Origin of the sequence: Microbacterium gawkjiense, from assembly GCF_031932225.1 — a bacterium.
Taxonomy (GTDB): Bacteria; Actinomycetota; Actinomycetes; order Actinomycetales; family Microbacteriaceae; genus Microbacterium; species Microbacterium gawkjiense.
The window spans coordinates 1248400-1263397 of record NZ_JAUZVV010000001.1 but is presented as its reverse complement, the minus strand read 5'-3'; the positions used below and the strand labels follow the sequence as shown (position 1 = coordinate 1263397).

At 70.4% G+C, this 14998-nt stretch carries 16 protein-coding genes and 1 tRNA gene; 7 read left to right on the top strand and 10 right to left on the bottom strand.

The features are described from left to right. Window positions 1-8: 8 nt before the first annotated feature. Both Q9S71_RS06175 and Q9S71_RS06170 read right to left on the bottom strand, forming a co-directional pair. Window positions 9-1727: a BCCT family transporter gene (locus tag Q9S71_RS06175; protein ID WP_422880332.1), complete on the bottom strand. Its 1719-nt coding sequence runs from the start codon at window positions 1725-1727 to the stop codon at window positions 9-11. Between the two features lie 70 nt (window positions 1728-1797). After that, complete coding sequence (locus tag Q9S71_RS06170) at window positions 1798-2319, bottom strand: MarR family winged helix-turn-helix transcriptional regulator (protein ID WP_311861189.1); 522 nt, start codon at window positions 2317-2319, stop codon at window positions 1798-1800. Between the two features lie 144 nt (window positions 2320-2463). On the opposite strand from Q9S71_RS06170, the gene Q9S71_RS06165 reads away from it, so the two are divergent. Then, the gene (locus Q9S71_RS06165) at window positions 2464-2988 is read left to right on the top strand and encodes a hypothetical protein (RefSeq protein WP_311861188.1); all 525 of its coding nucleotides are present in this window, start codon (window positions 2464-2466) and stop codon (window positions 2986-2988) included. Between the two features lie 58 nt (window positions 2989-3046). Here the strand turns inward: Q9S71_RS06165 and Q9S71_RS06160 are convergent, their stop codons facing one another. Both Q9S71_RS06160 and Q9S71_RS06155 read right to left on the bottom strand, forming a co-directional pair. Continuing rightward, complete coding sequence (locus Q9S71_RS06160) at window positions 3047-3901, bottom strand: aldo/keto reductase (protein WP_311861187.1); 855 nt, start codon at window positions 3899-3901, stop codon at window positions 3047-3049. 35 nt (window positions 3902-3936) lie between these two features. Further along, window positions 3937-4914 carry an aldo/keto reductase gene (locus tag Q9S71_RS06155; RefSeq protein WP_311861186.1) on the bottom strand — a complete coding sequence of 326 codons (978 nt, stop codon included), beginning with the start codon at window positions 4912-4914 and terminating at the stop codon, window positions 3937-3939. Between the two features lie 110 nt (window positions 4915-5024). Here Q9S71_RS06155 and Q9S71_RS06150 point away from each other — a divergent pair, with 110 nt between their 5' ends. Further along, on the top strand, window positions 5025-5879 hold the full coding sequence (locus Q9S71_RS06150) for a helix-turn-helix transcriptional regulator (RefSeq protein WP_311861185.1): 855 nt from the start codon (window positions 5025-5027) through the stop codon (window positions 5877-5879). Window positions 5880-5891: 12 nt separating this feature from the next. Here Q9S71_RS06150 and dcd read toward each other — a convergent pair whose 3' ends face one another. Together dcd and Q9S71_RS06140 are read right to left on the bottom strand one after the other, a co-directional pair. After that, complete coding sequence (gene dcd / locus Q9S71_RS06145; RefSeq protein WP_311861183.1) at window positions 5892-6497, bottom strand: dCTP deaminase; 606 nt, start codon at window positions 6495-6497, stop codon at window positions 5892-5894. A gap of 28 nt (window positions 6498-6525) precedes the next feature. After that, window positions 6526-8547, bottom strand: a complete 2022-nt coding sequence (locus tag Q9S71_RS06140; RefSeq protein ID WP_311861182.1) for a beta-galactosidase — start codon at window positions 8545-8547, stop codon at window positions 6526-6528. Between the two features lie 61 nt (window positions 8548-8608). On the opposite strand from Q9S71_RS06140, the gene Q9S71_RS06135 reads away from it, so the two are divergent. After that, the gene (locus Q9S71_RS06135) at window positions 8609-9217 is read left to right on the top strand and encodes a TetR/AcrR family transcriptional regulator (RefSeq protein WP_311861181.1); all 609 of its coding nucleotides are present in this window, start codon (window positions 8609-8611) and stop codon (window positions 9215-9217) included. Here Q9S71_RS06135 and Q9S71_RS06130 read toward each other — a convergent pair. Both Q9S71_RS06130 and Q9S71_RS06125 read right to left on the bottom strand, forming a co-directional pair. Beyond that, the gene (locus Q9S71_RS06130; protein ID WP_311861180.1) at window positions 9198-10235 is read right to left on the bottom strand and encodes a zinc-dependent alcohol dehydrogenase family protein; all 1038 of its coding nucleotides are present in this window, start codon (window positions 10233-10235) and stop codon (window positions 9198-9200) included. The two genes, Q9S71_RS06135 and Q9S71_RS06130, sit on opposite strands and share 20 nt — an antisense overlap. A 51-nt stretch (window positions 10236-10286) precedes the next feature. Further along, window positions 10287-11159, bottom strand: coding sequence for a LysR family transcriptional regulator (locus Q9S71_RS06125; protein ID WP_311861179.1), 873 nt, complete (start codon window positions 11157-11159; stop codon window positions 10287-10289). A gap of 69 nt (window positions 11160-11228) precedes the next feature. Between Q9S71_RS06125 and Q9S71_RS06120 the strand changes: the two genes are divergently transcribed. The 3 genes from Q9S71_RS06120 (at window position 11229) to Q9S71_RS06110 (ending at window position 12890) form a co-directional block, all read left to right on the top strand. Next, on the top strand, window positions 11229-12401 hold the full coding sequence (locus Q9S71_RS06120) for an MFS transporter (protein ID WP_311861178.1): 1173 nt from the start codon (window positions 11229-11231) through the stop codon (window positions 12399-12401). Between the two features lie 27 nt (window positions 12402-12428). Continuing rightward, complete coding sequence (locus Q9S71_RS06115) at window positions 12429-12743, top strand: hypothetical protein (RefSeq protein WP_253035839.1); 315 nt, start codon at window positions 12429-12431, stop codon at window positions 12741-12743. 73 nt (window positions 12744-12816) lie between these two features. After that, a tRNA-Gly gene (locus Q9S71_RS06110) sits at window positions 12817-12890 on the top strand. Between the two features lie 243 nt (window positions 12891-13133). Here the strand turns inward: Q9S71_RS06110 and Q9S71_RS15095 are convergent. After that, window positions 13134-13313 (bottom strand): helix-turn-helix domain-containing protein, encoded by a 180-nt coding sequence (locus tag Q9S71_RS15095; protein WP_422880331.1) that lies wholly within the window; start codon window positions 13311-13313, stop codon window positions 13134-13136. A gap of 22 nt (window positions 13314-13335) precedes the next feature. On the opposite strand from Q9S71_RS15095, the gene Q9S71_RS06105 reads away from it, so the two are divergent. Continuing rightward, the gene (locus Q9S71_RS06105; protein ID WP_311861177.1) at window positions 13336-13581 is read left to right on the top strand and encodes a hypothetical protein; all 246 of its coding nucleotides are present in this window, start codon (window positions 13336-13338) and stop codon (window positions 13579-13581) included. On the opposite strand, the gene Q9S71_RS06100 is transcribed toward Q9S71_RS06105, so the two are convergent. Further along, window positions 13547-14935 carry a GH1 family beta-glucosidase gene (locus tag Q9S71_RS06100; protein WP_311861176.1) on the bottom strand — a complete coding sequence of 463 codons (1389 nt, stop codon included), beginning with the start codon at window positions 14933-14935 and terminating at the stop codon, window positions 13547-13549. The two genes, Q9S71_RS06105 and Q9S71_RS06100, sit on opposite strands and share 35 nt — an antisense overlap. Window positions 14936-14998 lie beyond the last annotated feature (63 nt).

The window sequence follows — 14998 nt, the reverse complement described above, 5'->3', positions numbered from 1 at the left end:
GACGGGGTTCAGTCGTCGCGCGGTCGTCGTGCGGGCATCGCCCGCCGGACGAACGCGGGAAGACTGAGCCCTCGCTCGTTGGGCTCCTCGACCTCGAGGCCGTAGTGCTCTCCGATGTCGGCGACGAATCGGCGCCGCTCGGCGCGCGCATACGCTGCCCGCTCACGCTGGAACGCGAGCACCGTCGACCAGCACATGAGCAGCATCACGACCGAGAACGGCAGGGCGATGAGGATCGCCGCGGTCTGCAGCGCCTGGAGTCCACCGGCGATGAGGAGGGCGCTGGCGAGCACCGCGGTGAGGACGACGAAGAACACGCGCACCCAGCGCTTCGGCTCGGGGTTGCCGCCCGACGCGATCATGCCCATGACCAGCGCACCGGAGTCCGCGGAGGTGACGAAGAAGACCGCGATGAGGACGATGGCCCCGATGGTCAGGATGGCGCCGCCGGGCAGGTACGAGAACAGCTGGAACAGCGCCCCCTGCAGATCGACCTCACCGTCGGCGTTCAGCATCGACCCCGGGTCGGTGGTCTCCTTCAGGATCGCGGACCCGCCCAGGACGGCGAACCACAGGACGCCGACGAGCGTGGGGACGAGGAGGACGCCGGCGACGAACTGCCGCACTGTGCGCCCCTTGCTCACGCGGGCGATGAAGATGCCGACGAACGGCGCCCACGAGATCCACCAGCCCCAGTAGAACGAGGTCCAGCTCGCCTGCCACTCCTCGCCAGCGGTGCCCTGGAAGGCGCTGACGGTGAACGAGAGCCCGACGAAGTTCTGGATGTAGGCACCGATGGACTGCACCCACTCGCGGAGCAGGTACTCGGTGCTGCCGGCGAAGAGCAGGAACACCAGGAGCAGCCCGGCGAGGATGAGGTTGAGGCTCGACAGCCATTTCATCCCCTTCGTCACACCCGAGATGACGGACATGAGGACGAAGAGCGAGATGACGAAGATGAGGATGATCTCGGTGAACTCGTTGAGCTCCGGCATCCCGGCCGCAGAGAGACCCGAGCCGATCTGGGTCACGCCCAGGCCGAGGGACGTGGCGACGCCGAACAGGGTGCCGACGAGGGCGATGGCGTCGATGGCGTTGCCGGCGGCCCCGCGCACCCGCTTGCCGAGGAGTGGCTCGAGCGCCCAGCGGATCGAGATCGGACGCTTGCGCCGGTGGATGGCGTAGGCGAGGGCGACGCCGACCACGACGTACATCGCCCACGCCTGCACGCCCCAGTGGAGGTAGGTCTGCGTCAGCGCGCTGCTCGCGAGCTGCGCCGGGGTGCCGTCGACTCCGGGACGCGGATCGACGAAGTGGCTGAGTGGTTCGCTCACGCCGTAGAACACGAGCCCGATGCCCATGCCCGCGGCGAACAGCAAGGAGAACCAGGCACCGGTCGAGAACTCCGGCTCGTCGTCATCGCGGCCGAGCTTTATGTCGCCGAACCGACTGAACCCGATGAACAGCGCGAACGCCACGAAGAACGCGGCGATGAGGACGTAGTACCAGTTGAACGCGTTGACGATCGACGTCTGCACCGCGCCGAAGAAGGCCTCCGCCTGCGCGGGGAGGAGGATGGCGAAGAGGCTGAACCCGAGGATCAGGACCGCGGCGGGCCAGAACACCCACGGCGCGATCGCGCGCGTGAAGCCTGCGGGGCTCGTGCCACTGCCCGTCTCATCGGGGACGATCGCGGTATCGGTCTCGGACTTCTGCTCGGTACTCACCCCTTCAGGGTGTCAGAAGGGCCTGATCCGCTCACCTTCTTGCGCCGGCGACGGTCTCCGGGTTAGCGGGTCAGTCGCGGGGCCAGGATGCCGCGAGTTTGCCCAGCAGGCGCACGAGTTCGGCGCGCTCGGCGTCGGTGAAGTCCGCGAGCGCACGCGAGAGCCGCTCGCGCCGCTCGCCGCGGAAGTCCCCCGCGCGGCGACGACCCTCGGGGGTCAGCGCGATACGGGTGCGGCGCGCGTCGTCGGGGTCGGCCTCGCGGGCCGCGAGCCCCATCTCGACCGCCTGCTGCACGAGGCGCGAGGCGCGCGGCTGGTCGACGCCGATCGCGTCGGCGATCTCACTGACCGACAGCGGGTGCTCGGCGTGGACGAGGGCGTCCAGAAGACGGATGCGGGCCGGCGCGCCTGCCAGCCGCATCCCCGGACCGAAACCCGGGCCACCCGGGCCGCCGCGCATCCAAGGCGTGCCGCCGTCGTGCGGCCCGTGCGCGTGAGGACCGCCGCCGTGGTGGCGGTGCGGACCGCCGCGGGGGCGCATCTGCGCGAAGGCCGCCAGCAGGGCGTCGAGATCGCCGGTCGGATCGGTCACCCCTCGACGATACCGCCCGACGGTCGATTCATGTCACTTGACATGAATCATTATTGCATGTCACACTGCATGTACTTGCACACTGACATGCAATGGTCATCGCGGAGAGTCCGCCGATGACACGACGTCTCGGAAGGACATCCCATGAACACCCCCCACGACAACGACACCCTGCCCCTCGGCTTCCGACTGAAGCTCGTCCACCGCCTGCTCTCCCGCGAGGTGCACCGGCGGATGCACGAGGCCGGACCCGAGGCATCCGCTCGTCGCGACGAGATCGTCGCCGACGTGCAGAACCGGATCACCGCCGCCGTCCCGCAGGACGACCTCGACACGCTGGTCCGATCCCTCGACGCGATCGCCCGCGAATTCGGCTGGGACGAGTCCCAGCCGATGCCGTCCCGCCCCGGACGGGGGCACCGGCGCGAGCGCGGCCCCTTCGGGCGCGGCTTCGGACGCGGCTTCGGCCACCGCTTCGGCCCGGGCTTCGGCGGAGGCGCACCCCACCCCGGATTCGCCCACGGAGAGCCCGGCCGGTTCGGGCACCACGAGCGGCACGCGCACCACGACCACCACGGTCGCGGCTGCGGCGACCGGGGCGGCGCCGCCGTCGCCGAGGCGTACGAGCGCGGCTTCAGCCGAGGCTACGCGCAGGCGCAGCAGGACTGATCCCCACCCACGGCACCCCCGCCGCACCGACATCGGCGCGGCGGGGGTGACGTGTCTCTCAGCCGGCAGCGCGCGCAGCGAGCCGCCGCACCATGTCGGGGTCGGCGTGCGAGAAGAACTGGGACCGGCCGACCTCGAGGGCCGTTATGCGATCCATCTCCTCGCCCGAGAGCGCGAAGTCTTGCATCGCCAAGTTCTCCGTCATCCGCTCGCGCCGCACCGACTTGGCGAGCGACACCACGCCGCGCTGCAGCAGCCAGCGCAGCACGACCTGGGCGGGGGTCTTGCCGTGGGCGCTGCCGATCCCGGTCAGCACCGGGTTCGCGAAGAGGTCGTTCCTGCCCTCGGCGAAGGGCGCCCAGGCCTCGAGGACGACCCCCTCGTCGGTGAGGAGTCGCTGGTAGTCGGCCTGCTGGTGGAACGGGTTGACCTCCAGCTGGTTCACGGCCGGGACGATCCCGCCGAACTCGATGAGATCGACGAGCCGGTCGGGGGCGAAGTTCGAGACGCCGATCGCACGGAGCCGCCCCTCCTCATGCATCCGCTGCATCGCCCGCCATCCGCCGTAGTAGTCGCCGAACGGCTGATGGATGAGGTACAAGTCGAGGTAGTCGAGCCCGAGCTTCGCCATCGACGTCTCGATCGCCTCGAGGGCGCCCTGCTCGCCGCGCCGCTGGATCCACAGCTTCGTGGTGATGAAGAGCTCCTCACGCGGGATGCCGCTGGCCGCGATGCCGCGACCGACCGCCTCCTCATTGCCGTAGCTCGCCGCGGTGTCGATCAGCCGGTATCCGGCGGCGATCGCGTCGGCCACTGCGCGCTCGGTGTCGTCGGCGGGGATCTGGAAGACGCCGAAGCCGAGCAGCGGCATCTCGGCCCCGGTGTTCAGGGTGACGGAGGGGATCGCGCCCATGGTGTTCCTTGCAGCCGCGCGGGTCGCCGCGGGGTTCAATAGCCCGCCGGCGGGCGGACGACGTAGTGGGCGCCGAGCTGGTCGATCTCGGCATCGGTGAGGGTGAGGTCGACCGCGGCGGACGCGTCGCTGAGGTGGTGCGGTGCGGTCGCGCCGACGATGGGGGCGCTGACGACGGGGTTGGCCAGCACCCAGGCGAGGGCGATGTGCGCCATGGGCACGCCGCGGTCGGCGGCGATGCGCTCGACCGCATCGATCACCGGCTTCTCGGCGTCGGGGTCCGCGAAGTGCGCGGTCCCCACCGGGTCGTTCTGCGACCGGGCACTGGTCTTGTCGCCGAAGGGACGGGCGACCCTCCCCTTCGCGAGCGGGCTGTAGGGGATGCTGCCGACCCCCTGATCGGCGAGGAGACCGAACATCTCGCGCTCCTCCTCGCGGTACAGGAGGCTGTACTGATCCTGCATCGAGACGAACCGCGTCCAGCCGTGGATGGTGGCGGCGTGCTGCATCTTCGCGAACTGCCAGGCGTGCATCGCCGACGCGCCGAGGTAGCGCGCCTTGCCCGCCTTCACGACGTCGTGCAGGGCCTCCATCGTCTCCTCGACGGGAACCGACGGGTCGAACCGGTGGATCTGCAGGAGGTCGATGTAGTCGGTGCCGAGGCGGCGCAGCGAGGCATCCACCTGCTCCATGATCGCCTTCCGCGACAGCCCGCTGCCGCCGGGGCCGGCGTGCATCGGGAAGAAGACCTTGGTCGCCAGCACGATCTGGTCGCGCGAGGCGAACTCGTCGATCGCGCGCCCGACGACTTCCTCCGACACGCCCTTCGAGTAGACGTTTGCCGTGTCCCAGAACGTGATGCCGAGCTCGACGGCCTGCCGGAAGAAGGGCGCCGACTGCTCCTCGTCGAGCACCCACGTCGCGAAGCCGCTGTCGGGGTCGCCGAAGCTCATGCACCCGAGGGCGACTCGACTGATGGTGAGGCCGGAGCTCCCGAGGCGTGTGTACTGCATGGCGTTGTCCTTCCTTCGCAGGGTCGACACCAGTGAACGCCCGCCGGGCCGAGCGAACCAGGCTCTCGTGGAACCACCCTCGCGTGCAGGCTCCGTCGTAGCCTCGGAACATGGACGGTGAGAACGAGCTGCGGGAGTTCCTCGTCTCCCGGCGCGCACGAATCACCCCCGAACAGGCGAAGCTGCCCGCTTACGGCGGCAATCGCCGCGTCGCGGGGCTCCGGCGTGAAGAGGTCGCGATGCTCGCGGGGGTGAGCGTCGACTATTACACGAAGCTCGAGCGCGGCGCCGTGGGTGTCGTCTCCCCCTCCGTCCTCGACGCGGTCGCCCGCGCGTTGCAGCTGACGTCGACCGAACGCGATCACCTGTTCCACCTGACCGGCACCACCGCCTCCCTCCGCCCCGTCGCACAGCCCGAGCGAACGACGGTCCGGCCCACCGTGCAGCGGATCCTCGACGGCCTCAGCGACTCGCCGGCGTTCGTCGCGACTGCGGCGCGCAACCTCGTCGCCGCCAACGCTCTCGGACGAGCCGTCTACTCGCCGCTGTACGACGCCGCGCCCGACGGCATCCCGAACACCGCGCGCTACGCGTTCCTGGAGCCGAGCGCGAAGGAGTTCTTCGTCGACTGGCGCACGGCCGCCGCCAACCTGGTCGCGAACCTCCGGCGCGAGATCGCCACCGACCCGCTCAACCGAGCGCTTGAGCAGCTCGTCGACGAGCTCAACCGCCGCAGCCCCGAGTTCGGCGAGCTCTGGCGGTCGCACGACGTCCGCACCCACGACGCCGGGGCCAAGAGCATCCGGCATCCCGTCGTCGGCGAACTCCAGCTGACGTTCGAAGCGATGCCCCTGCCGGCCGACCCCGGGCAGAACCTCGTCGTCTACGGGGCCGAGCCGGGATCGGAGACCGCCGACCGGCTGCGCCTGCTGGCGAGCTGGAGCGCCGCGGACGCACGCTCCTGACGGCGAGCGCGGTCAGTTGCCCTTCGCACCGGCGTCGGTCGTGCCGACGTCGGTGCGGTGGAAGTTCTGGAACGAACGGGATGCCGTCGGCCCCCGCTGCCCCTGGTACCGGTTCTTGTACGGCCCGGTGCCGTAGGGGTTCTCTGCCGGCGAGGTCAGGCGGAAGAAGCAGAACTGCCCGATCTTCATGCCCGGCCACAGCTTGATCGGGAGCGTCGCGACGTTGGCCAGTTCGAGCGTCACGTGACCCGAGAAACCGGGGTCGATGAACCCCGCCGTCGAGTGGGTGATGAGCCCGAGGCGGCCGAGCGAGCTCTTGCCCTCGAGACGCGCGGCGACGTCGTCGGGCAGCGTGATCTGCTCGAACGTCGCGCCGAGGGCGAATTCGCCCGGGTGCAGGATGAACGGCTCGTCGGGGGCGACCTCGATCAGCCGGGTCAGCTCGGGCTGGTCCTCGGCCGGGTCGATGAACGGGTACTTGTGGTTGTCGAAGAGCCGGAAGTACCGGTCGAGCCGCACGTCGACGCTCGAGGGCTGGACCATCGCCGGGTCCCACGGGTCGAGGCCGATGCGGCCGCCGTCGATCTCGAGTCGGATGTCGCGGTCGCTGAGCAGCACGCGGCCAGCCTACTGGCCGCCCGGCGCCTCACCGCGCGACGCGGACCACCACCACACCCCGCGGAGCCACGATGACAGCGGATGCCGAGGCGCGGCCGACGAGCACGTCGCCGTGCACCGGCGCCACGACTTCGTCGTCGGTGCGGTTCGAGAGGAAGACGTACCGCGCGTCGGCGTCGCCGCGCTCGATGACGTCGAGCCGGCCGTCGGCCGACCGCGGGTCGCCCGAGAGCGCGGCCAGCCCGAGCCCCGCCAGCACGCCGCGCACACCGTCCCGGCCGATGTCGGCCGAGATGTAGGTCGCCGACCCACCCGCGCGCAGCCGCCGGCGGGTCACCGCGGGCGCACCCGCCAGGTCACCCTCGGCGTAGGTATCGAGCACCTCGACGTCGTCGCCGACGTGCACGATCCGCTCGGTCCAGGCACTCGCGGCTGCACCCGAGGCGAGCGCGACGCGCTCGCCGGGCAGCAGCGGCACGAACTCCTCGACCGTCACGCCGAGCAGCTCGCGCAGTGCGCCGGGGTACCCCCCGAGCCAGACGCGGTCGTTCTGGTCGACGATGCCCGAGAAGTACGTTGTGACGAGGTGGCCACCGGCATCCGCGAACGACGTCAGGCGGGAACGCAGCTCATCGGGGACGACGTGCAGCATCGGGGCGATGAGCACCTCGTAGCCGTCGAACGACGCGCCGATCGGGGTCACGTCGGCGCGCACCCCGAGGTCGAGCAGCGCGCGGTACCAGGCGAGCGCCTCGGCGTCGTACGCGAGCGCATCGGTCGGGTGGGCGTCGCGCCCGCTGACCCACCACGACTCATAGTCGAAGACGATCGCGACGCGCGCAGTCTCACGCCGCGAGCCGTGCACGGGCGCGAGGTCGCGCAACGCCCCGCCGAGGGCCACGACGTCGCGGAACACCCGGCTGTGCTCGCCCGCGTGCGGCACCATGCCGGAGTGGTACCGCTCACCGCCGGCGCGCGACTGCCGCCACTGGAAGTAGCAGACCGCGTCGGCGCCGTGCCCGACGTGGGTCAGCGCATCGCGCACCAGCTCGCCGGACCGCTTCGGCGGGTTGACCTCGCGCCAGTTCACGGCGCTCGTCGCGTGCTCCATGAGGAACCACGGCAGACCGCCGGCGATGTTCCCGGTGAGGTTCGCCCAGAACGACAGGTCGTCGCGACCGAGCTCGCCCGGGCGCAGGTAATGGTCGTTCGAGACGAAGTCGACGTCGCCCACCCACGACGGGTAGTCGATGTCGCGGACGTTCTGCGCGACCATGAAGTTCGTCGTCCGCGGGATGCCGGGGGTCACCTCGGCGAGCACCGCGGCCTCGGCCCGCAGGTGGTCGCGAACGGCATCCGAAGAGAACCGCTCGAAGTCGAGCTGCTGTCCGGGGTTGCGGATCGTGGGCGCGGAGCGCGGCGGCAGGATCTCGTCCCACTCCTCGTAGTGCTGCGACCAGAAGGCCGTGCCCCAAGAGTCGTTGAGCGCCTCGATCGTGCCGTAGCGCGCTTCGAGCCAGGCGCGAAACGCGCGGGCGGCGTCATCGGAGTAGTCGTAGAGGTTATGGCATCCGAGCTCGTTCGAGATGTGCCACGCGACGACGGCGGGGTGATCACCGTAGCGCTCGGCGAGCGCGCGCACGAGGCGCAGCGCGTACTCACGGAAGACGGGCGACGTCGGGCGCCAGTGCTGCCGGGCTCCGGGCCAGAGGATGGTCCCGTCGACGGTCTGCGGAAGGATCTCGGGATGCCGGCGCGCCATCCACGACGGCGGTGACGCCGTCGCCGTCGCGAGGTCGACGTCGATGCCGTTCGCGTACAGCAGGTCGATGATCTCGTCGAGCCACGCGAAGTCGTACTCGCCGGGGCGCGGTTCGAGCAGGCCCCAGGAGAAGATGCCGAGCGAGACGATGTTCACGCCCGCCTCGCGCATGAGCCGCACGTCGTCGTCCCACACCTCGCGCGGCCACTGCTCCGGGTTGTAGTCGGCGCCGTAGCGCATCGTCCCGGGCTGCTGCGAGCCGTCCTTCACCCAGCGGTAGTTCTGCACGCGACCACGCTAGTCCCAAAAACGTGCATCTGCACGGTTTCAGTCGATCTACACTGCCGTCATGACCGAAGCGCCCGCCCGGGGCCCCTACGCGAAGTCCGCCGCTCGGCGCAGCGAGATCATCGCGAGCGCGACGGCCGTCTTCGGCACGCACGGCTACCGCGGCGGGTCGCTGCGCCAGATCGCGAAGCAGCTCGACCTCAGCCTCACGACGGTGATGCACCACTTCCCGACGAAGGTGTCGCTGCTGGCCGCGGTCCTGTCGCAGGAGGATGCCGCCGACACCGACTTCTCGCAGCGCGCCGCGCGCGACGGCTTCATCCCGACGGTCCTCGCGATCGTCGAGCGCAACCTCGGTCGGCGCGAACTCGTGCGGATGTTCACGGTCGTGCAGGCCGAGGCCACGCACGCCGACCACGAGGCGCACGCGTGGCTGCGCGCACGGTACGCCGACGTCATCCCCGAGTACGCCGCGGCGATCGAGTACGACCGGTCGCTCGGCAGACTGACGACGACGACGGATGCCGTCATGCTCGCCGACCTCGCGATCGGGATGTGGGAGGGCATCCAGGTGCGCTGGCTGGCCGACGGCACCGATCCCGTCGCCGCGATGCGGGTCGCGCTCGATGCGCTGCTCCTGCCGACTCCGGTCAGCGCCGCGGGTCGATGATCGTCATCCCCGCGGGCGCCGCGGTGTCCATGGCGGGCAGCAGCTGGGCGGCCTCGTCGAGCGACACCGTCCGCTCGACGAGGTCCTGCGGGCGGAGCGTGCCGCGGGCGATGAGCTGCAGCATCCCGGGGTAGTCCTCGGCTGCCATACCGTGGCTGCCGAGCAGGTCGAGTTCCCACGCGATGGCCCGGGCCATGGGCACCGCGGAGAGACCGGATGCCGAGGGCAGCAGCCCGACCTGCACGTGTCGGCCGCGGCGGCGCAGGCTGAGGACGGCGTCAGCGCAGGTCTGCTCGCTGCCGACGGCGTCGACCGACACGTGCGCGCCGCCGCCGGTGACCTCGTGGACCGCGGCGGGGATGTCGGAGCCGTCGGCGCGGACGACGTGCTCCGCGCCCAGACGGCGCGCGACGTCGAGGGATGCGGCGGAGCGGTCGACGGCGACGACCCGCGCGCCGAGCGCCGTCGCGATCATGACGGCGCTGAGACCGACCCCGCCGGCGCCGACGACGACGACCCACTCCCCCGCACGCAGGCGGGCACGCGCGGTGAGAGCGCGGTAGGCGGTGGCGAAGCGGCATCCGAGTGCGGCAGCGGACTCGAGCGAGATCCCCTCGGGCACGGCGACGAGGTTACGGTCGGCGGCGTGGATCACGACGCGCTCGGCGAACGACCCCCAGTGGGTGAAGCCCGGCTGCTCCTGGTTCGGGCACACCTGGGCGTCGCCGGTCAGGCACCACTCGCACCGCCCGCACCCGCACACGAACGGCACCGTGACGCGGTCGCCGACGTTCCAGCGCTCGACACCGCGCCCCACCGCCGCGACCACGCCGGCGAGCTCGTGGCCGGGGACGTGCGGCAGGGCGATTTCGTCGTGCCCGACCCACGCGTGCCAGTCGCTGCGGCACAGCCCCGTGGCGTGCACCTCGACGACCGCGCCGCCGTCGGGGGCGACCGGGTCGGGCACCTCGGTGACGGTGAGGGGACCGGCGATCCGGTCCATGATCATCGCGCGCACTGCAGCCTCCGTCGCATCCGTCCGTCTCGATTCTGCCGCCGCGGCCGCGGGTCAGCCGCGGGCGACGTCGATGAGCACCTGCAGCACGTCGTCGACGGCGGGCGGCCGGGTGCCGGGGTGGAAGACCGCGCCCATGTCGCGCACCGCGCGCGGATCGTCGATGGGCCGCTGCACGCAGCCGTCGAGCGGATGCGGCACTTCGGGTCCGACGGCGATGCCGAGGCCCGCCGCGACGAGGCCGTGGAGGGTGCGCAGGTCGTCGCCCTCGAAGGCGATGCGCAGCTCGGCGTCCTCGGCGGCGACCAGCTGCTCAAGGGTGCGTCGCAGGCCGTAGCCCGGCTTGAGGGTCACGTGTGTTTCGGCGACGACGTCGGCGAGCGTGACCCGGCGGGCGGTCGCGAGGCGGTGCCCGGCGGGCACGACGGCGACGAGCGGCTCGTCGTACAGGTGGACGGATGCCTCGCCCGCCGCGGCGGCCCCCGAGACGATCGCGAGGTCGGTGCGCCCCGAGGCGAGCTCCGCGAGGCACGCGTCGCGCGCGCCCTGCCAGAGGCGGATCTGGATGTTCGGGCGCTCCTCACGCAGACGCCGGACGAGGCGGGGCACCAGGTTCTCGCCGAGCGAGTTCTGGAAGGCGAGCGAGACGGTCGCGCGCGCCTCGTCGAGCGAGTCGATGGCGTCCTGCGCGGCGCGGAGGGCGACGCGGACGCCGGGCAGCATCCGCTTCGCCGCGGGGGTGAGACGGATGCCGCGACCCTCGGGCGCCACGAGCGCGACGCCCAGCTGCGCCTCGAGCTGCCGGAGCGCGCGGCTCACGCTCGGCTGCGGGACGCCGAGGGCCTGCGCCGCACGGGTGACGTGCTCGTCGCGGCCGAGCGCGTCGAGCAGGGGCAGGTGCGGCAGCAGCGCGGCGAGGCGACCCATGCGCCGATGGTATCGCTCGTCGAGAACCAGTATTGGATCCGGATGAGAAGTATGCCTACCGTGGGGTGGGTGACGACTCTCGACATCCCCACCGTGACCGCCGCTCCGCGTCGGCTCGGTGCGGCGATGTGGACGACGGGGATCGCGACCTTCGGCGTGCTGTACGCCCCGCAGGGGCTGCTGACCGGCATCGCCGAAACCTACGGGCTGACTGCCGCCGACGCGTCGTGGGTCGTGTCATCCGCCACGTTGGGTCTCGCGCTCGCGATCGTGCCGTGGGCCCTGGCCGCCGACCGGTTCGGCCGTCGACGGATGCTGCAGGTCGCCGCGGTGGCCGCCGCCGTCATCGCGATCGCGTCGCCCCTGCTGCCGGGGTTCGCCGGGCTGCTTGCGGGGCGGTTCCTGCTCGGGGCGGCGCTCGGCGGCATCCCGGCCCTGGCGGTCGCCTACCTGCACGAGGCGGCCGGTCCGCACCGCGCCGGCGTCGCCGCGGGCGCCTACGTGGCGGCGACGAGCGTAGGCGGTCTGGCCGGCCGGCTGGTCGCGGCGCCGGTGGGCGAGCTCGTCGGGTGGCGGCTGTCGCTCGAGCTGATGGGGGTGCTGGCGGCGGCGCTCACGGTGCTGTTCGCCGTGCTGCTTCCGGCGACCGCGCCGCACCGGGTCGTGCCGTTGCGCAGCAGTCTGCGGACGCTCGGGCGCCAGGCGGTCAACGTGCGGGCCCTGCCGCTGTACGCGATCGGGGCGATGGTCGTCGGTGCGATGGTCGCCGTGTTCAACGCGATCGGGTTCCGCCTCGAGGTGGCGCCGTACTTCCTGAGCGCGACGGCGGTGTCGCTGGTGTTCCTGACGTACCTGTCGGGCACCGTGACCTCGCGCCTGTCGGGCGCGCTCGTCCACCGATGGGGAACACGGATGCCGCTGGTCGCCGGCGGCGCCCTGATGACCGTCGGCGCCGCCGTGACGATCGCATCGGGCGTGGCGGTGATCGTCGCCGGCATCCTGCTCATCACGGCGGGAATGTTCCTCGCGCACGCGACCGCCAACGCGGCCACCGCTCGCGCGGGCGGGTCGGGGCGGCAGCACGCGGTCGCGCTGTACAGCGTCGCGTACTACGTGGGCTCGAGCGTCATCGGCACGGTGGGCGCTGCCGCGTGGACGGCAGGTGGGTGGCTCGCCCTGGCGGGCCTCGTCGCGGCGCTCGGCGTGCTCGTCGTGGTGTGCTCGCTCGCCGTGCGTGACTGATGTCGCACCCGCCGATAGGGTGCGGGCATGGACAGCTACGGACAGTACGCAGGGCTCGGCGCCGGTTTCGTGATCCTCATGATCGTGCTCTACCTGGGCTTCATCGCCCTCATGATCTGGGTGGGCTACCTCATCCAGCGGACGGCGGTGAAGAACGGGATGCTGCGCGCGATGCAGGAGAGCGGCATGGTCTTCGCGCCGCGCCCCGGGCCGCCCTACCCCGGCGGCGGGTACCCGGGCGGCCAGCCGCCGCACCCCGGGCAGCCGCCGCACCCCGGGCAGCCGCCGCACCCCGGACAGCCGCCGCAGGGCCCGGGACAGCCGCCCGCCGCCACGGACTGACCGGCACTCCCGGTCTGCGTTCGGTCGAACGGCTCCCGGTCTTGCTAGGCTTGCCGGGTGCCTCCGGGCGCACGGGGCTGTAGTTCAATGGCAGAACTTCTGCTTCCCAAGCAGACAGCGCGGGTTCGATTCCCGTCAGCCCCTCCATGTGACTTCTCACGCTAGTTCAGACGTTCTCGAGCTAGTCCGGACCGCTGAGCGCGAGCACTCGCAGCCGACGGCTGCCTTCCGCAGGACGGCGCGGGATAGTCGCACTATTCTTGCCACCCGACCTCGGTCCGTCGGCCTCTTACCCTGGACTACGAGATCCGGGGCCCTCGCCCAACCGTTGTGTCTAGCCAGATGTGAACGTCCAGGCTGATCCGCTCGAATGTATTCTGAGCGAGAGGCTCACCCTGCGTCGGACACTTCCATCTCCATATTGAGTGCTTCGATCACCCGGAGCACCCTGTGCAAGGTGGCCCCGGGAACACCGGTCTCAAAGCGGGCTAACCATCCACGGCTGACGCCTGTTGCATCGGCAAGCTGCTGTTGGGTCAGACCTCGGCGTTTACGTCGCGCGGCGACCATGGCGCCAAGATTCGCGGCCCCCGTGACTTTCATGGAAGGTTTCCCGGATGCGCCAGGCCGACTGGAGCACCTCTACTGCTCACTTCTCTTCACCGCTCGTGCGACCTGCGGCATGACCAGCGTGGCCGCGTCGCACCCCTTGGTTCATGTCGATGCCGAGCTTGTGGGTGTTGTTGCGGTCAGCACTTTGGATCGACCTCAGCTCGCCCCAAAACCAGTTCTGGCGTCGGTGATCACGCGCTTCCTGCCAACCCGCGAGCAGCTTTGAAATCGCGCACAAGGTCTCGGTACCAATGTCCACTGTCTTTGATGGTGCGCTCGAATGTCTCGTAGTCGACGTGGATGAGGCCGAATCGCTTCGAGTAGCCCAGCGCCCACTCGAAGTTGTCCAACAGCGACCACGCGAAGTAGCCCCGCACATCGGCACCGCGCTGCACTGCGCGCGAGACCGCCGCGATATGCGAGGACAGGTAGGAGATGCGGTCGTCGTCGCGCACTCGCCCGTCGGCGAGGGTGTCCGGGAAGGCGGCGCCGTTCTCGGTCACAACGAGAGGTAGTCCCGGAGCCTCGTGGTGCAGTGTGACGAGAAGCTGTTCAAATCCGTCGGGGTCGATATTCCACCCCATGTCGGTGAGCGGTGGCGCATAGGGCAGGAACTCCAGATCCGAGCACCCCGGGAATGCCGCCATCTTGTCGGGTGCGCCCGGGAGCCGCCTCCGCACTAGCTCGGAGTGGTAATAGTTGACGCCCAGCGAATCGAGCGGCTGCGCGATCTCTGCGAGGTCCCCATCGCGCACGAAGGACCAATCGGTTAGCGCCGCAGTGTCGCGACGGAGGTCCTCCGGGTAGGTGCCGTGGAGCATCGGCCCAGTGAAGATTCGATTGCCCACCGCGTCGACGCGTTGGGCCGCGTCACCAGTCTCGCCCGGGGCATCGCGTACGTGATGGAGGTTCAAGGTGACGGAGACCTCAGCGTCGGCAGCCCGGGCCCGCACGGCCTGCGCACCCAGGCCGTGGGCGAGGTTCAGATGATGGGCCGCAAGGAGCGCGGCTCCGCCATCGCGCACGCCGGGTGCCATCTCTCCCGAACCGTAGCCGAGGAACGCGGAGCACCACGGTTCATTCAGCGTCGTCCACATCCTCACGCGGTCGCCCAGCGCCGCCGCTACTTCTCCGGCGTAGTCGGCGAAGCGCCAGGCCGTCTCGCGGTTGAGCCACCCGCCCTCCTCCTGGAGCGCCTGTGGCAGGTCCCAGTGATAAAGCGTGGCGACTGGCTCAATCCCCCGCTCGAGAAGGCCGTCAACGAGCCGTTCGTAGAATCCCAGGCCTAGCGCTCGGGTACTGCCCCGACCATCGGGCTGGATGCGGGGCCATGCGATGGAAAATCGATACGCATCCAAACCAAGAGACGCGATCAGGTCGAGGTCTTTCGCCCATCGGTGATAGTGATCCGTCGCTCGATCTCCAGTGTCGCCATTCAGCGTTTTTCCCGGCGTGTGGCTGAACACATCCCAGATCGAGGGGCCCCGCCCATCCGCGCTCACGGCGCCCTCGATCTGGTAGGCAGCGGTTGCCGCGCCGAACACGAAATCAAAAGGGAGACCTGAGGTCTGTGGCGGCATTGACACGTCTTCTCGTTTCTTTGGGAACGGCTCAAAGTTACTTTATTCATTTAAGTATCTCAA

Excerpts from the sequence above, each read along its gene's own strand:
- Q9S71_RS06160 (WP_311861187.1), bottom strand. The coding sequence starts at position 3,901 with ATGGGCGCGATCCCCTCCGTCACCCTGAACACCGGGGCCGAGATGCCG.
- Q9S71_RS06150 (WP_311861185.1), top strand. The coding sequence starts at position 5,025 with ATGGACGGTGAGAACGAGCTGCGGGAGTTCCTCGTCTCCCGGCGCGCA.
- Q9S71_RS06155 (WP_311861186.1), bottom strand. The coding sequence starts at position 4,914 with ATGCAGTACACACGCCTCGGGAGCTCCGGCCTCACCATCAGTCGAGTC.
- Q9S71_RS06135 (WP_311861181.1), top strand. The coding sequence starts at position 8,609 with ATGACCGAAGCGCCCGCCCGGGGCCCCTACGCGAAGTCCGCCGCTCGG.
- Q9S71_RS06100 (WP_311861176.1), bottom strand. The coding sequence starts at position 14,935 with ATGCCGCCACAGACCTCAGGTCTCCCTTTTGATTTCGTGTTCGGCGCG.
- Q9S71_RS15095 (WP_422880331.1), bottom strand. The coding sequence starts at position 13,313 with ATGGTCGCCGCGCGACGTAAACGCCGAGGTCTGACCCAACAGCAGCTT.
- Q9S71_RS06115 (WP_253035839.1), top strand. The coding sequence starts at position 12,429 with ATGGACAGCTACGGACAGTACGCAGGGCTCGGCGCCGGTTTCGTGATC.
- Q9S71_RS06165 (WP_311861188.1), top strand. The coding sequence starts at position 2,464 with ATGAACACCCCCCACGACAACGACACCCTGCCCCTCGGCTTCCGACTG.
- Q9S71_RS06125 (WP_311861179.1), bottom strand. The coding sequence starts at position 11,159 with ATGGGTCGCCTCGCCGCGCTGCTGCCGCACCTGCCCCTGCTCGACGCG.